The following is a 16,308-nucleotide window of genomic DNA, read 5'->3' on the forward strand; positions in this document are numbered from 1 at the left end:
GTTTATCCCTCATTCCAAGAATGGTTATACGTAACCTTCCCTCCCATAATGGTCAATATCACTTGGGCGTCCCTGATGTCACCAGCGGATGCGTTAAGGAGGTCGCGATCAAAAACGGCGATGTCAGCATATTTTCCAGCCTCCAGCGTACCTGTAACCTCTTCCATATAACAATGTTTGGCTCCATTAATGGTCCATGCCTTTAAAACTTCGGATGGCGGCATCCCTTGGTCAGGATACCAGCCTCCTGCAGGCGAGCCATCCGGGAATAATCGGTGAGAGGCTGCATATAGCGAATCGGGAACACTGGTGATAAATAAAGGCAGATCAGTACCTATGGTGACCGGCACGTTAGCTTCCAGCATGGATTTATAATTATAAAAGCGGTTTTCATTGTCTTTTCCTACTACAGCAGACATATAAGCATCTTCGTAAGAAGGATTCAGCAGCAGTATTTGGGCATAGACTTCGGCAAAGATTTCGTTCTCTCCCATTCTTGTCAGATCATCCGGATGAGGATACTCAAGGTCACTGATCGAATGTCTGATAAGGTTATTACCTTGTTGTTCGCGGCATTTTTCAATTATGGATACCGCTTGGCGAATCGCAGCATCACCTTCTGCAGTTAGGCAGCATTTGATACCTTGGCTGTCTGCTTCCAGCACAGAGGCTTCAATCTTTTTGTAGTCAACCGTACTCAAAGTCGTTACTCCGGGCATATCTGCGTAAGGTTCCAGCATGTCCCCCGTATGATCTGCTACGACGCCGTCAAGCATCAGCTTGTATCCTTGGAAACGAATAAGGTCTCCATTATAAAGTGCTTTATACTTCATACCGGTGGCAATATCCAACGGTTCAACAACGGGTTCAAGCGAGAAATGAAATCGGAGCGGCAGTTCTCCTGTTTCTTTCAATTCTTCTAGAATCGGCAGCAGCTCGCTATGCCGGTCAAAGCCAATATCTTTTATGGAGGTAACTCCTCGTGCAGCTAGTATACGGCAAAACTCCATAAACTCTTGTTTGACAAGGCTGTGATCCTGCATCATAGATTGGAGCAGCAAAGCGCGTGCCTCAGCGTTGCATTGATCCGGCAAAAATTGATATTTCTCCTGAGCCAGTCGGTTCATCCAGCAGTAGCTTTTATTTAGGTTAATGGCAATTACCGCCCGATCAGGGAACAGCTCGTCCAACAAGCTTTGCTCAGGCAGCTTGCCCCATCCTTCCTCGCCCCACCCGTAAGCGGTTACATCTTTCCCTGGCGGAAGATTGTTTGCCGCTTGTAGCATGGATTCCATTGCTTCTTCAATCGAGGCTGCATGAGTCAAATCCACGCCTCGATGCATCGACATATATCCGGTAAAAAATACATGGTTGTCATGAACTCCTGGCATGATAAAAGCATCGCCCAAATCACAGACAACCGTTCCCGCTCCTATCCAAGCTTGTGCCTCCTCGGGACGACCCACAGCTGCAATACATTCTCCTCGCAGTGCAATAAACCCCGGCGAGGCTTCATTTTCTAAGCCATTAAAAATAGCATTTGACAGTAAAACTTTGTCCGCTAATGTGTCATTCTTCCCTTGCACAATTTCACCCCCTCATTATTCATCCGCCTCACTACATAACGTAATATAACGTTATAATATAGCTTCTGCTCCTCTTATGGAGTGGAAGCAGAAGCTGCGCCGTACCTGAATACATTTGCATAACAGACAACGGATTTATATTGAGAATTGATAACGATCTCCAATGATGTACTGTTTACCTACATGAACGGGGCCTCCATGCTGATCATAAATAATCGTGTGCATGTAGAACATCGCCTGTCCGATGGCCGTCTCCAGCAGCTTTGCCTGGTATTCATCCGCCAAAGCGATTTGTAATATCGTCTCTCCTGGTTGATTAGGATCAATGCTGTATTTATGACGCAACAGTTCGTATACAGAGCCCTCCAACTGCTCTTCCATTAGAAAAGAAAATCGGTCATAAGGATAAAAATTATTTTCCAGCATTAGTGGTCGATCACCAGCGTATCTTTTGCGCTGAATATATAACACTTTTTCTCCTTGTTGCAGCTGTAACTGATGTGCAACTTCCTCATCTGCTTCTATGATTTCACGTTCTGTGACCACACTGTGTGAAGATAAGCCGTTGGATTTGCAGGCAGCCGTAAAGCTGATGACATGTTCAATCTTCCGCCCAATTTTGGGTACATTGACAAAGGTACCTTTTCCTTGACGTTTGGTCAGATAACCTTCATGAACCAATTCGGCAATGGCTTTTCTTACGGTAATTCGACTTACATTGTAGGTCTCGCTTAGCTCAGTTTCGGTCGGTATACGGCTTCCCTGCGTAAATGTTCCATTATGAATAGCAGTTTTGACCGCTTTTTGTAATTGAATATATAATGGCTCTGCTTGGTCCGAATTCAACATAATGTGCCCTCACTTGTCATATAACGTTATATTACTCCCACTTAGAGTATCAAATGTTACATATTCTTACAAGTGAAGATATTTGAACATAATTTTTTTAGTAGCGGACGCCGTATCCGAAAGAACCTTCTACCAGACAGCTCTGAGCAGCAACCCTCGAGCCTTCTACCATAGCGTCCTGAATGTTGCCATTTTTCAAAAAGCTCAGTAAAAAGGCGGTTATATAAGAGTCTCCTGCCCCCATCGTATCCACAGCGTCCACGGAATCAGGCATTTGATAATAGAACTTAGTACCATCATAGGCGATAGATCTATCGCCGCCGCGTGTGGCTACCAGAATTTGCCCCTCTTTTTTTCGATTGGAGCGGATATAGTTCTGTGTCTCTTCATCCGTCATATGGCTACAAGAGAAGAAAGCGAAATCGGCGTACGCAATATATTTCTCCACCTGTGCATCTATGAAATCATCCGAAAAGTCAAAAGAAAGAGGGATTCCCAGCATCTCCAATTCAGGCAGCAAGTGCCCTGTATGACTGTACAAGCCGGTGTGAATAAGGTCGAACCCGCCAACATAGGCCTTGTCATCTTCACTCAGCTCCAGCGGATGGAGACGTGTAACTCCTCCCTCATTGCTGCCCAGAAATACTCTGTCTCCTTCTTCCAGGGTTACACGTGCACAGCCGTTCTCACCGCTGTGATATCTGCACCGTGAAATGTCGATTTCCAGCTCACGGAGAATGTGTTCTACATGCTGTGCTTCGTTATCGTCTCCGAATACTCCGATAAAGGCTGCATCTACTCCCGCTTTTTTGGCAAACACACTGAAATTAAGCGCATTGCCGCCAGGATACATCATGCGCAGATGAACATATTTATCTACCACATTATCGCCAATGCCTAGAACTTTCATGATGGTTTCCTCCTGTTGGTAAGTGCGCTTAGTAAGCTACCTTGCCCATATAACGACGAGTTTCCAGTGGGTGATTGCGTACATTTGCGAGTGCTTCACGATAAACACATACAATGCTGTAAAATAAAACCGGGTTAAAAAACTCGACGACCTCGTCGGCAATGGTTCCGATTCCAAGCTCCTTTGCATCAATCACTTCCACTTTCTCGGCATATTGATTCAGGAAAGTCTGTGCCCGCTCATCCAATGCCCGTGTGCGTCCTTCGTTGATCATCAGAATAAATGGAGTTTCTTTATCCGTTACTTCAAACGGTCCGTGGAAAAATTCACCGGAATGGATTGAAGCCGCATGAAGCCATTGCATTTCCATCAGAGAACAGATAGCAAATCCGTACGCATGTCCATAAGAAGCTCCGCTGGTCAGGATATAGAAGAGATCTTCATTGCGATATTTGTCAGCGAATACACTGGCACGCGGTTCAACTTGTATTTTTGCCCGGTTAATAATTCCATTGATTGCTCCCAAGCCGTTCTGGAAAGCTTGATAATGCACATAGCCTTCAGCGATTTGAAGCAGCTCAACAGCAAGCTCCAAAATAATAGCCATCGGGTTATTTTTGACATCGCTCTCATCTCCCCACTCGTAGAGGAATGAATAATCAGAATAATTGAGCAGTGTCGCTTCACTATTGTGGGTTAAGCCGATGGTGTAAGCGCCTTTCTCTTTGGCTGATTTAGCAGCCGCAACCGACTCCGGCGTGTTTCCTCCATGGGAACAAACGATGACTACAGCGTTTTTACCTAATCGTTTTGGCAGCGCATGCACAAACTCATTCGCCGTATACATCCCTGCTACCAGCTTCTTTGCTTCACTGTCCAGAAAATATTTTGAGGGATACATATCGACTAATGAGCCCCCGCAGGCTACTAAATACACCTCAGAAATCTCTCCACTTGCTTGTTCATAAATCGTCTGAACCGTCTGTTGTACATTCATTTTTACCTCTCCTTTTTATATAACGTTATATAACGTATTGTTTACGAGATAAATATAAGCGCTTTCAATAAAAGTGTCAAGCCCATTTATTTGATGAACTTATGATCTGCATTATAAAAGCTCTAATCCTCGTGTGAACGGAATTAGAGCTCCTTTTTTAGATTTAATTCATTGATAGGTGGTTGGCAATAACGAGGCTACTCCTACAATATACGCACAAAAAATATGGTCTTACAAATGGGTTTGTCCGAATAAACTTAAATAGACAAATACATAACATCCAATAATACTCAAGGAGGAAAAAGGACATTAATACATTTATCAGTTATATTTTTCTAGGTCTGTCACTTTCGGCTCCCATTGGACCGATTAATGCCGCACAGTTGGATCGAGGCATCAAGAATGGTTTTTGGCACGCCTGGTTTATTGGGCTTGGTGCAATAACCGCAGACATTATCTATATGCTGCTTGTTTATTTGGGAATGATTCACCTTCTTAATGCTCCGTTTGTCAAAGCTTTTTTATGGCTGTTTGGTTTTTTCGTACTTGTGTATACAGGTATTGAAAGCATCAAAAATGCAGGTGTGATTTCAGAATCCGAATTAAGGGGAAATGGTAATACATTAAGTAACTCATTTATGTCCGGTTTTCTAATGTCATTATTTAATCCCCTCTCCATCCTTTTTTGGCTTGGCATTTACGGATCCATACTCGCAAACGTCGCTAATACATATCCAGTACAACAGCTAATGATCTATAGCGGAGCGATTGTATTAGGCGTGTTACTCTGGGATGTGACCATGGCAGCCGCTTCAAGTATTTTCCGGCGGTTCCTAAAAACCGGCTTGCTTAAAACCATTTCTTGGATGTCCGGATTATCTCTTATCGGTTTTGGCTTTTATTTTGGCGTACAAGCATTTCAATTACTTTTTTTACGCTAATGCTTAACTCACTGACAACGTTAATGAGATTCCTTGGCGTGCTTTCGGCGAACCCATTGTACAATGAGGTCACATATTGCAATTAACAAGACAAGCAGTAAGCTGATATACACTCCCGGGCGGCTAAGTTTATGAAAAAATGATCCGACCACGGCCATAGCTATCAACAACAATCCAATCCAACGTTTAATATTGTTTGATTTGCTCGATTCCAGTAGCTTACCTGAAGACAGCAAAATAAAGCACCAATTATACAACAGCATTAAACCCGCTGCAGTAGTGATATATTCATATACTTTTCCCGGTAGCAGCAACGACATTACGATGGCTGAGATTAATCCAACGGAGATCAAACTAAGTGCATAAAGAGGATATTTGCCCTTCCACTTCCGTGAAAATAATGTGGGCGCATCTCCTTCCTGTGCAAGCGTAAGCATCATAGATGTCTCTGCGTATAGGGATGCTGTCATTGTGGAGAACCCTGCAATAATAAGCACTCCATTAAATAAATGAGGCACAAAAACCAAATGATCGCTGCTAAGCGCAAGCACAAAAGGACTTTCTTTCGGGTTAAAGGCACTTAATGGCACCATAGACACAGCCAGACCAATCGAAAGCACATACACTGCAACCAGTGTAATCAGCATTACCTTGCCTGCTTTAGGTGCATCCTCCGGTTTTTGAAGCCGATTAGACATAATTCCGAGTACTTCAATACCTCCGTATGCATAAAAGGCAAAAATAAAAGATGACCACAATCCTATGCCCCCAGTCGGAAAAAATTCTTTGTAACTGATGGGGAACCTCGGATTATATTTTCCTCCTCCGATCCAGCCTGCCAAAAGAGCAACGGCCAAGACCAGAAACATAACAATAGCTGCCATCTTTATGATGGCCAGTACATTTTCAACTCGATCAAAACCCTTATTGCCAAAAAAAACAATCACAAGCCCTAAAATCCCGAAGCCTGCTGCAAATATCCACATCGGTACCTGAGGAAACCAAAAGCGTGAGAATATAGATAGCGCGGTTAGTTGGCTCCCATTGATAAGCAATTCTGAGAACCAATACACCCATCCACTGCCGAATCCTGCCCAACTTCCAAATGCTTTTTGGGCATAGGAACGGAAAGAACCCTGTTCAGGATGATCTGCCGTCATGCGCGAAAGGGCATCAAACACCACATATGTTCCCACTGCTGCAAAAAAGTATGCAATCAGCACGGCTGGACCACCTATGGAGATCGCTAAGCCAGACCCGAGGAAATATCCTGTACCAATGGTACCTGCAACGCCTAATAAGCTAAGTTGCCACCATTTTAGTTTTTGATCTTTTTGCTTAACAGCCGAAGACTTGCCCATAATGAAAATCACCCTATTCCTGATATTGAGACCTAGTTCTTCGATATTATGTTTGCCTTCTTCACCATATTTCATGTGGACAGCAATTCATTTCGTTATTTGTGATTTCTAGGATTAGTGTGACTATTTATATAATAAAAAAGCACCAGCAAACTCGTTTAAGGTTTGCTGATACTTTTTCTACATAAAACCAGAGACTTCATTTGGGACTAAATAAATAATTCTTTTATTGCGTTAATTAATTATCAAAATTTAGACAAAGAAAGTGCTTTGTCTGCATTTTGAATATCCATTTGTATTTGCTGATCCGGATCATAAGCGTTATAGTAACCATTGTTCTTCATATAATTAAAAATTTGTTCATGAAGATTAACAGCTTTGCTGCATATCCTACAGAATTTCAATTCTGGTGAAAGCTCTAACTGAGTTTTTCTCACACAAAAAAAGCTCCTTCAAAGCCACAATAATTAATGGTCTTATAGGAGCTTTATCCTAGTAGGAGCTGAGCAGTGAAGACTCAAATTCTAATCATGACTTTTAGGACAAAATCAGATATGGATGCTTCCAGAAAATCCATCCACTTCGTCTTCAGGTTGTTGATCAGAGCTGACGTTGTGCTCCTCCATCGTATTAGTATACGTTTGAGAGGAGCCATTTTTATAAGCTTCGCTCCAGTCTTCGTTGATCGTGTGTGCCGGGATAATCCAATCTTCCGGGCTATAACCTGGATGTTGTACACCTATATTTCCTTGCAAACCGGGATATTCATCCGGTTTAGAGAAAAGAGTCCCTACCTCAATCATGCTTCCTTCATAGGCTTGGCAAATTTCCAATGCAGACAGCACATCCTGGTTCTCAATATGAACACTGAGACCTGTGTCACCATTTGTGCTGGCGGAGTATCCAATTTCCTTTAATGTTTCACAGGCTTGGGCAGCTTGCTGCGGATCACGAAATTGAAAACGGAAAGAACCTGTATCCATGTGTTTCATCTCCTCTGAAGTAGCTATTTGGTTAATTGGGGTTCATCAAGCTAGGTATGTTATTTTTAATATAACCAAGCGGAACAGTATTTTTACATTCAAAACCTTTATTTTTCAAAAATTTACTTTAAAGCTTTGAAATTAAATAGTTAAAAAAGCAGCTACTGTGACAAATCGCATGTTTTCGCTACGTAAATCCCTTTATGCTAGTAACAAGGGTATGGTTGCCCGGTCATCCGAGCCGAGCGGTCAAAGGATGCCCAAATCCATACATAAAGGCGGAATGAAGATGATAGATTACCGAACATTGGTGACACAGCAATCCATGCATTTGTATAGCGTGTTTGCCAAGTCATTCAAAAGTGTAAACGAACATGCGGTTGCTGGCATCAAAACGGTGGGCTTCAACCCAACGGCCTTCGCCGTGATGGAAGTTTTATATCACAAGGGCGCGCAGCCAATCCAACAAATTGGAGCAAAGCTGCTTCTGCAAAGCGGAAATGTCACTTATGTTATTGACAAGCTGGAAAGCCGCGGTTATTTGCACCGTCACCCGTGCGACCAAGATCGTCGGATTATATATGCAGAATTGACGGACGAAGGACAACGTGTCATGGACGAAATTTATCCTGATTATACACGTCAGATTGAACGTGCCTTTAGCGGAATCAGTGAAACCGAAAGAGATCAACTCATCGGCTTGCTTAAAAAATTGGGCCGTAGCGCTGATAACTTGTCACCTTATCACAAATAGAATGAATAGTAATTTTAGCAACTGATCGTTTGTGAATAAACGAACAATCTTATAGCTGTGCTAAACAAAAATTTAGATTTACACAGAAAAGTCCACCCTTATATTCATGGGTGGACTTTTCATATACCTGAATAGAGCGAAATATGCCCAAGCTTACGAGCAGCATAAGTACCTGCTATCGACTAAAATGTTTGACTACTACATTATTAAAAATTGCTGGACCGCCATCGGAAAACAGAGTGATTCTCTGATCCTCTAACCGTGGAAATATTAAAGAGGAATAAGCTACTTCTCCACCATCGACAAACACTTCAATACTGGTTTTATCGACGAGAATGTTCAGGTGAACCTTTTTCTTATTAGTATCAAAAGGCGCCTTGCTCTCCACATATTTTCCACTCTGATCCGGCTGCCCGGTGTTGGCTCTATTTACGTAGGAGTATTGACCGTCTACTGAGACACCCACATCGACATGACGCTTGCCATCCGTCGACTCTCGAAGCCTCAATCCTACATTTTTAATCGTGGACCAAGATACATCCGCCTCTAACTGATAGGCATCGCCTGCTACCGGAAGCCGGTGAGCACCCTCTACTTTAATCGTTCCTAATGATTTTTTGGATGTTTGGAATCGCTCCAAATTGGGTACCGGCTGTGAAACCAAACGATATCCAGCATCTGCCGTAACTTTTAGTCGAATTTGGCGAACAATCGAATCCATTCCATTAAAGCCTTCCTTTAGGGTAGGCGTGTTATTGGCATAATCCCAATTATTCATCCAGGCCAGAGCATAACGGTGACTATATTTATCTTTGTCTTTTCCTTCCTCGAACGTAACTGCACCATACCAGTCAAACCCATAATCCAGCCACTCAGGTTCACTGTGATTAGGGAGAAATGCTTCTCCATTAAAATCTCCCGTCCAATAGGCATACGTGTTGGGTCCGCCTGTTGATTTGCTATTGGCGCTCACACCTAGAATCCATTGATAGGTTCCATCATCCGCACGCATCCGGTAAAGGTCAGGACATTCCACAAGCCCAATATTTTCCGTTTGAAAGCCGCTCGTATACCGCCAATTCTTTAAATTATCAGACTCATAAAAACCAATCTTCGTTCCCTCTGCCATGACCATCACCCATTGATTACGTTGAGTATCTCGGATGATTTTGGGATCTCTGAAGTCCTTTGTACCGGGGTTGGACATCACAGGCTTGTTGCGGTAAGAAGTAAACGTCTTGCCTTTGTCCTTACTGTACCACAAAAATTGTTCCTGCTTTCCGCCATCTGCGGAGGGCTGCGTCACAATGGCTACCAGCGTGCCTTTTCCAAAACCTGCGGTATTATTATCATCGATCACGACCGAACCGGACCAAGGATCTCCATTCGGGTTCGTATATTTTGGAATCGCCACCCCTTCATCTTTCCAATGTACCAGGTCGGTTGATGTGGCATGTCGCCATTCTGTACCGTTCTTTTTGGGATAGTCACGATTATATAAATAGTAATAATGATATTTTTCATCAAAATAAATGGGCCGTTGAGGATCATTCTTCCACTTATCCGGAACGGTAAAATGATAGGATGCCCGGTAGGTTGGTGTTGTATGCTTACTTTGATTAGCTTGATTTTTGGGAATTGCAGCAGGTTTTTGGGGTTTGGCTGCATCCTGTTGGTACATACTCCATCCCATAGCTATAAATATAGTTAAGCCTGTGATAATTACAACGGATCGTATCCAAATGCTCTTGGGAGTTTTTTTTTTCATTATGACGATCCTCCTTACCTTTCATTGCATCGTTATGTACCGCCCGATGGACGACAGATCGGTAAGCTACCAAGCTGCCGCCTTCGGACATACTGTATAAGCTACTTATTTCTTTCCATAATTATATGGAGGTTCTTTTTTGTCATCCGTTGGATCAATCGTGATTTGCCCTTGCGCCAGAATACCGTTTTTCACAACAGAGGTTTTCGAGCCTTTAATATTCAGCAGGAAGCTTGGTGCGAAAGTAGATTTGTGATCCGGGAAAAGCCCGCGATTAGTCATATAACTCGAAACGACTACGTTATTGCCTTTGCCTTGCGGGATAGCAAAATGGGCATACGTCCAGGTAATATCATCACGATCCAGATCCTGATGAAGAACGAGACCGGTTCCATTCAGCGGTTTATAAGGCCCTGTCAAGGAAGTAGAAACATAACCCAGCATGTAAATATCATCGTCACCGATCGCATCTACAGTCACCTTGGAACCTCTCGTACTCGTAAATAAATACCACAAACCGTTCATTTTGAACACATTCGCCCGTTCAATTTCATCTGTTACCAGATTGGATGCAATCAAAGGAGGCATTACATTTTTCAACGTATAATCATCATTCAATTCAACGATACCCAGTGCGCCATTCGCCAGCTCAGCTCCCTTTTTCTTAGGACTTTGCAGCAGGTTTTGTTGCTCTTCCGTGAAAAATTTCTTATTGCCGCCATAATAAGCTGGGTTTTGAATTGAATCTTCGCCCTGATAGCCTGTTTCTGTCCCTGTGTTGGCTTCAAATATAATATATTTGTGGCCTTGATCCTCGACATAGTGAGGGTCTCTAAAGGTATGATTATCCATTTCCACTCCGACGCTTTGCAGAACATTTTGATAGGTTTTGCCATCACCACCATCATAGATCGGTTTCAAATCCTCGATACCATCCACTTTCAGTGTCTCCTCATCAGGCTGAGAGAGATTAATTTGAGCCGTAGTCAAGGTCTGTTTACCGTATAGTTGGTTATTCGGCTCAAAGGGCTGTCTGCTGGTATAGAATAAACGTACTTGTCCATCAGCGGTTAACGTAGCAGAACCGGACCATTCTTCTGACTGATTTTTTAGAATCGGATCGTTGGCAAGTAATTTATCATTGTCTTTAAATACTCTTCCGGCATTTTTCCAGCCGCTCAGCGAGGTATTACCCGCTTTTTGATAGAACAGATATATAAATGTATCCTCTGCTCTTTTAGGATCGCCTGCTAATCCAAAAACGATATTATACCCTTTGTAATTGGCTACTGTGCCATCGGCATTTTGTAACGGCCAAGAGTCCCAAACATCGAAATCAGTCAGCTTGCCTGAGCTGTCGCGACCCATAGCAGAAGGAATATTTTTAATTGTAGACGCATCGAAGGACGGAACCTCATATTTCTCTTTGCCTTGCTGTTTGAAAATATTCAGCATGTCATTACGCGTAATTTGCGTAAATGCATTGTCTGTTTTGAGATCAGATGCATCATTTTCCTCGGCAAAAGCCTGAACGCCACCTCCTAACAGCAAGGTAGTTGCTACTGTTGCAGTGGCTGCTTTACTGAACCATTTGTTAAACTTCAAGTACTCCATCTCCCTTAATCTAATTATGCTTCTAGATTTGAAACCCAACTTTTTGGTTGTTAGGGCCATTTTATATGGTATGTCAAACGATTGATATAGACTGAAAAGCCCTATTATGTGAGGTAAGAAAACAGGTCCCTCTATGAATTTCATCCTCATATTTTCCTAGTAATTTTCTGAAAATTCTTATTTTTTTCATTTTCATTACATTCAGAAAAATTTGCTACTTGATTTTTTTCCGTGTCCCATTTTGCTAGGTTGGTTGCTTCATTCACATGCAAATTCGTTCTAAAATAAATCATACAAAGCCCAATTTGTAAGCGGATTCAAAAAAATGGTTCCTTAGTACCCTACAGCTCAATTCAGAAACAAATTTTTTGTTACAATTTCTTAAGACTTTTTTACCATTTTGTTACCTATACCCTATGAATATATAGCAACTCTAGGGGGTTTTTATCTCCTTTTTGTATACCGGGGAATTTATCGGTCCTATACGAGGTGGCTATTTTGCTGAATCAGTAGGAGGAGAGACCATTGCATAAAGAGACAGCCCGGACCCTTATTTGGTGCACCGGACTGTCTCTTTATCATGAAAGATTTATATTATTTTTTTATGCGTGTTCTCTTTGTGGTGTCTTTACGCGCTGATCTGCCTCTTCTTCCGTACCCGGCGGACGGTTCCGCAGTCCGAGGACGACAAACCAGCTAATAACCGCAATAACGACCATGATAACGAACAGGGAATGCAGACTGTTTTCCAGTACAGAACGAAGTAATCCGGCAACCTTGTCACTTAGACTCTGTGAAGCATGCGGGGCCAGCAGACCATTAATATCCTCCTGCGTAACCCCTTGCTGAGTTAGCTGTCCATCGGCTGTCTGGGCAGCGATGCGATAGTTCAGCCATGAACCGAAGGCTGCAACCCCGATCGTTTGCCCCAACGTACGCAGGAACGTATTCAAAGCTGTAGACGCGCCACGCAACTGGAACCCGACCGAGGACTGGGCAATAATCGTAAACACAGTTATCGAGAAGCCGAATCCCAGTCCATACAACAATGTAGACAGGAACAGCAGCCAGATCGGAGCCGTTTGGCCCATCAAGGTCATGACGAAAGCCCCCAATACAATCAGGGTCAGCCCAATCAAAGAGGTTCGACGCGAGCCCAGGGTCAGCAAAATGCGTCCTCCGATCATGGAGCCAAATAGCCAGCCTACGGACATTGGAGCCAAGGCGAGACCAGATGAAGCGGCATCTCCACCGTGTACACCTTGAATCCATAGTGGAAGATAGCTAGTCAGTCCGATCAATAGAGTGCTGACTAACAGGGCTGCGGCACAGGAAAAAGCAATATCCCGTATCCCAAATAGCTTTAGTGGCACCATCGGTTCCTGAGCGCGTTTTTCAATAACCAAAAACAGAATCAGGAACAAAATGGCTACGGCAGCCAAGGCCAGCAATTCAGGAGAAGCCCAGCCGATATACTGCCCACCCAGTGCCAATACGAGCAAGAGGGCCGTCATCCCGATGGTAAAGGTAACCGCTCCCGGGACGTCAATACGTGCGGTACGCTTGCTTACCTGTTCACGCAAGTAACGGGCGATGAAGAACATAGCCAGCAATCCAAAGGGGACGTTAAAGCCGAAAATCCACTCCCAGCCAAAATAGGTAACCACATAACCGCCCAAGAGAGGCCCGATCAGGGAAGAAATTCCCCATACGGAGCTGATCATGCCTTGGACTTTGCCGCGTTCCTCCATTTTGTATATATCACCGATGATGGTAAAGGTAACGGGAATGACACCACCCGCACCAATCCCTTGTATAGCCCGGTAGATAATAAGCTGCTCCATACTACCAGCCATCATACAAAGCAACGAGCCAAGTACAAACAACGAACAGCCGATTAAAAAAATGGGTTTTCGGCCAAACAAATCGCTAAGCTTGCCGAAAATGGGCGTGGTCACAGCCATCGTCAGCAAATATGCCGTGAAAATCCAACTGAGCAATTTCACGCTACCCAGCTCGCTAACAATCGTCGGTCCCGCTGGACCGATAACCGTTCCTTCAATTGCGGCCAGAAAAGTGGCCAATAGAACACCTGTCAGCACGAGTCCGCGCTTCATGGGTTTATCGTTTCCCAAGCAAATCACAAATCCTTCCCTTATAAAAACTGTGTTGTATCTGTGCGGTTTGCCTTTCCAGAATGGATTATTACCCGCCCCGCATAATCGTAAACAGGCGGCCTATATAGGCCGCCTGTTTTGTACGATGTATATATATTATTGTCTACATATCGTTAATTTTTGTCAACTATAATCGTATGATTAATCTCACTATTTTCCATTTTATAGAGATGGCCCTCTTCCATGCACAGAACATCGCTGGCAAAGCTTTCAGCTACCTGCATATCGTGGGTGATGACCAGAAAAGCCGCACCTTCGGCAGACTGCTCTGTGCACATACGGAGCAGAATATTCGCTCCTTCGTAATCCGTTCCTGCGGTAGGCTCATCCAAAATGTATAGCTTTTTGGGCAAGATGAACTGTGCCGCAACGCTCAAGAGCCTTTTTTCGCCTCCACTTAGCAGGTACGGGGAGGCATCCAGTCTGTGCTCCAGCCTGGCGGAAGCCAGTAAGCGCTGCGCCCGTTCCACATATGCGGCGGGAACCGGCTCCCCGGTCCGTAAACCAAGCTTGGCGCGCACACTGTACAAGCATTCCTCCCACACCGTTGCAGCTGCAAACTGATGCTCTGGCTGCTGGAACACATAGCCGATTCCGGCAGCCAGCTGGTGAATTGGCAGCTTCGCCATATCCTGCCCCTCCCACCGTATGCACCCCTTCGGTGCAGGGAGTAGGCCCATGAGCAACTTGCCGAGCGTGGTTTTACCTGAGCCGTTCTCACCCAGCAGCACGGCTCGTTCACCGGGCGCAAGAGCTAGGCTCACGCCCTTTAGCGCTGCCCGCTGGCTGCCGGGATAGGTGAAGGTCAACCCCTTCACCTCCAACAACGGCTGCCCAGTGCGGTCCGCTGCTGAGCCGGGATTCACCCCCGGCTCACGCGGCATGTCTCCCCTCCCTGCCGGAGAGGGGAGCAGCCCCAAGGCGGCCAGCTGCGCACCATGTTCGCGCAGCAGCGTTTCTGGCGGACCCTGCAGCTGCACGGTCCCGCCCTTCAAGACGATGACGTGCTGCGCTGCCCGCGCGCCATCGTCTATGCGGCCGGACGCGGTAACCACCGTCCGGCCTGCCGTATGGAGCCGCCGACATAGCAGGGCGAAGTCGCGTACAGCCGGCGGGTCCAACTGCGCAGCTGCGTCGTCGAACACGACCAGCGGCGCTTCCAACGCCAGTACCGCAGCAATCGCGGTGCGTTGGCGCTGGCCTCCCGAGAGGCGCCGCACGAAGGAGTCGCGCTCGGGAGCTAGGCCGACGGCCTCCAGCGCAGCGGCAATGCGCTGCGCTATTTCTGCCGGAGGCACGCGCAGGTTCTCCGGCCCAAAAGCAATCTCGTCTTCGACGATTCCCTGCACCAGTTGGGCATCCGGGTCCTGAAGCACGACGCCGACAGTGGTGGCGACAGTAGCCAAATCGGCGGTATCGGGGTCCATCCCGTACACGGTCAGCTCCCCCGTCCGTTCGCCTTCACCGGAACGGGACAACCCGCCATGAAGCAGTTGACATAGCGTAGACTTTCCACTTCCGCTGGCTCCGACAATGGCTACATGCTCGCCCACCGCAATGTCCAGTGTCAGACCATGTAACGCTGGCTCTACCTGATCATCATACCGATAGCCAAAATTCTTCAAGGATACGGCTATTTTACTGCTAGAGTTATAATCGCTATGTTTATTCATAACTGAAATATCCTCGATCCCCATTGTTGAAGATATAACCACATGTATAGCCACGGCTATGCACGTGAAGCGCGTCCCAGTTCAAAACGTTTTAACAGTCCCGTACGATTTAAAGCATCACCCAACACTTTCGTCAGCAGACCGCACAGGACAATGCCGCTCAGGATACGAACGACCAGTGCAATCGTCAGCACCTTCCAGCCCCAATGCATATAGCCAAACATATTGGCTGCGACAATAAACCACAGCGGAACCATAGCCCCACCCACTAGCATCAGCGAAACTGCGTTCCAGCGTCGATACCGCAACAAGGCAAATACCAACTCAGCCGCAATCATATAGCAGACAGCCGCCGCGATAATAGAAGCAATTCCATAGGCAGAGCCCATAAAGGATTGCACCACCGCGCCAAATGCATAAGCAATAACCGCCGTACCCGGCTTACGAATAATATAATAAGCCAACAAGCCGTATATCATGTACAGCCCGACAATAGAGGAAGTAGCGATAGGCCCTCCCAGACTGTTTAATGTTTTGTTAATGAGCGACAAATACACGGTCATGACGCCGTTCAACGTGGCCAGCATCGCCATGAGTACGATATCCAGCGTTGTAAACTTTGCAAACATACGAGATTCCTTCATACGTATTTCTTGACTCCTCTCCCTATCTAATCTATAAGATTACAGCTCTGA

Annotated in this window: 14 protein-coding genes; 2 read left to right on the forward strand and 12 right to left on the reverse strand. The window is 45.2% G+C overall.

Annotated features, from left to right (window positions below; translation table 11 throughout):
• Positions 1-2: 2 nt before the first annotated feature.
• From MHB46_RS10650 to MHB46_RS10665, 4 genes are all read right to left on the reverse strand, one after another.
• The gene (locus tag MHB46_RS10650) at positions 3-1,586 is read right to left on the reverse strand and encodes an amidohydrolase (RefSeq protein ID WP_341162295.1); all 1,584 of its coding nucleotides are present in this window, start codon (positions 1,584-1,586) and stop codon (positions 3-5) included.
• A 135-nt stretch (positions 1,587-1,721) separates the two neighbouring features.
• Entirely contained in the window at positions 1,722-2,435 is a 714-nt protein-coding gene (locus MHB46_RS10655) for a GntR family transcriptional regulator (RefSeq protein WP_341162296.1), read from the reverse strand.
• A 97-nt stretch (positions 2,436-2,532) separates the two neighbouring features.
• Positions 2,533-3,345: a PfkB family carbohydrate kinase gene (locus MHB46_RS10660; protein ID WP_341162297.1), complete on the reverse strand. Its 813-nt coding sequence runs from the start codon at positions 3,343-3,345 to the stop codon at positions 2,533-2,535.
• A gap of 28 nt (positions 3,346-3,373) precedes the next feature.
• Entirely contained in the window at positions 3,374-4,342 is a 969-nt protein-coding gene (locus MHB46_RS10665; RefSeq protein ID WP_235307214.1) for an SIS domain-containing protein, read from the reverse strand.
• A gap of 308 nt (positions 4,343-4,650) precedes the next feature.
• Here MHB46_RS10665 and MHB46_RS10670 point away from each other — a divergent pair, with 308 nt between their 5' ends.
• Positions 4,651-5,283: a LysE family transporter gene (locus tag MHB46_RS10670; protein ID WP_081112522.1), complete on the forward strand. Its 633-nt coding sequence runs from the start codon at positions 4,651-4,653 to the stop codon at positions 5,281-5,283.
• 20 nt (positions 5,284-5,303) lie between these two features.
• Here MHB46_RS10670 and MHB46_RS10675 read toward each other — a convergent pair whose 3' ends face one another.
• From MHB46_RS10675 to MHB46_RS10685, 3 genes are all read right to left on the reverse strand, one after another.
• Positions 5,304-6,644 carry an amino acid permease gene (locus tag MHB46_RS10675; protein WP_341162298.1) on the reverse strand — a complete coding sequence of 447 codons (1,341 nt, stop codon included), beginning with the start codon at positions 6,642-6,644 and terminating at the stop codon, positions 5,304-5,306.
• A 245-nt stretch (positions 6,645-6,889) separates the two neighbouring features.
• Positions 6,890-7,081, reverse strand: coding sequence for a spore coat protein (locus MHB46_RS10680; RefSeq protein WP_341162299.1), 192 nt, complete (start codon positions 7,079-7,081; stop codon positions 6,890-6,892).
• A 111-nt stretch (positions 7,082-7,192) separates the two neighbouring features.
• On the reverse strand, positions 7,193-7,627 hold the full coding sequence (locus MHB46_RS10685) for a hypothetical protein (RefSeq protein WP_103046978.1): 435 nt from the start codon (positions 7,625-7,627) through the stop codon (positions 7,193-7,195).
• Positions 7,628-7,916: 289 nt separating this feature from the next.
• Between MHB46_RS10685 and MHB46_RS10690 the strand changes: the two genes are divergently transcribed.
• The gene (locus MHB46_RS10690; protein ID WP_013369372.1) at positions 7,917-8,381 is read left to right on the forward strand and encodes a MarR family winged helix-turn-helix transcriptional regulator; all 465 of its coding nucleotides are present in this window, start codon (positions 7,917-7,919) and stop codon (positions 8,379-8,381) included.
• A 175-nt stretch (positions 8,382-8,556) separates the two neighbouring features.
• On the opposite strand, the gene MHB46_RS10695 is transcribed toward MHB46_RS10690, so the two are convergent.
• The 5 genes from MHB46_RS10695 to MHB46_RS10715 all read right to left on the reverse strand — a co-directional run bounded on the left by MHB46_RS10695 (position 8,557) and on the right by MHB46_RS10715 (position 16,257).
• Entirely contained in the window at positions 8,557-10,149 is a 1,593-nt protein-coding gene (locus MHB46_RS10695) for a glycoside hydrolase family 32 protein (protein WP_341162300.1), read from the reverse strand.
• A gap of 105 nt (positions 10,150-10,254) precedes the next feature.
• Positions 10,255-11,754 carry a glycoside hydrolase family 68 protein gene (locus MHB46_RS10700; protein ID WP_341162301.1) on the reverse strand — a complete coding sequence of 500 codons (1,500 nt, stop codon included), beginning with the start codon at positions 11,752-11,754 and terminating at the stop codon, positions 10,255-10,257.
• Positions 11,755-12,365: 611 nt separating this feature from the next.
• The gene (locus MHB46_RS10705) at positions 12,366-13,880 is read right to left on the reverse strand and encodes an MDR family MFS transporter (RefSeq protein WP_341162302.1); all 1,515 of its coding nucleotides are present in this window, start codon (positions 13,878-13,880) and stop codon (positions 12,366-12,368) included.
• A 173-nt stretch (positions 13,881-14,053) separates the two neighbouring features.
• Positions 14,054-15,613 (reverse strand): ABC transporter ATP-binding protein, encoded by a 1,560-nt coding sequence (locus MHB46_RS10710; RefSeq protein WP_341162303.1) that lies wholly within the window; start codon positions 15,611-15,613, stop codon positions 14,054-14,056.
• A gap of 56 nt (positions 15,614-15,669) precedes the next feature.
• Complete coding sequence (locus tag MHB46_RS10715; RefSeq protein ID WP_235307211.1) at positions 15,670-16,257, reverse strand: ECF transporter S component; 588 nt, start codon at positions 16,255-16,257, stop codon at positions 15,670-15,672.
• Between the last annotated feature and the right edge of the window lie 51 nt (positions 16,258-16,308).

Source organism: Paenibacillus sp. FSL H7-0703, assembly GCF_038003485.1.
Classification (GTDB): domain Bacteria; phylum Bacillota; class Bacilli; order Paenibacillales; family Paenibacillaceae; genus Paenibacillus; species Paenibacillus polymyxa_B.

Excerpts from the sequence above, each read along its gene's own strand:
- MHB46_RS10690 (WP_013369372.1), top strand. The coding sequence starts at position 7,917 with ATGATAGATTACCGAACATTGGTGACACAGCAATCCATGCATTTGTAT.
- MHB46_RS10705 (WP_341162302.1), bottom strand. The coding sequence starts at position 13,880 with ATGAAGCGCGGACTCGTGCTGACAGGTGTTCTATTGGCCACTTTTCTG.
- MHB46_RS10665 (WP_235307214.1), bottom strand. The coding sequence starts at position 4,342 with ATGAATGTACAACAGACGGTTCAGACGATTTATGAACAAGCAAGTGGA.
- MHB46_RS10675 (WP_341162298.1), bottom strand. The coding sequence starts at position 6,644 with ATGGGCAAGTCTTCGGCTGTTAAGCAAAAAGATCAAAAACTAAAATGG.
- MHB46_RS10660 (WP_341162297.1), bottom strand. The coding sequence starts at position 3,345 with ATGAAAGTTCTAGGCATTGGCGATAATGTGGTAGATAAATATGTTCAT.
- MHB46_RS10715 (WP_235307211.1), bottom strand. The coding sequence starts at position 16,257 with ATGAAGGAATCTCGTATGTTTGCAAAGTTTACAACGCTGGATATCGTA.
- MHB46_RS10685 (WP_103046978.1), bottom strand. The coding sequence starts at position 7,627 with ATGGATACAGGTTCTTTCCGTTTTCAATTTCGTGATCCGCAGCAAGCT.
- MHB46_RS10710 (WP_341162303.1), bottom strand. The coding sequence starts at position 15,613 with ATGAATAAACATAGCGATTATAACTCTAGCAGTAAAATAGCCGTATCC.
- MHB46_RS10655 (WP_341162296.1), bottom strand. The coding sequence starts at position 2,435 with ATGTTGAATTCGGACCAAGCAGAGCCATTATATATTCAATTACAAAAA.
- MHB46_RS10695 (WP_341162300.1), bottom strand. The coding sequence starts at position 10,149 with ATGAAAAAAAAAACTCCCAAGAGCATTTGGATACGATCCGTTGTAATT.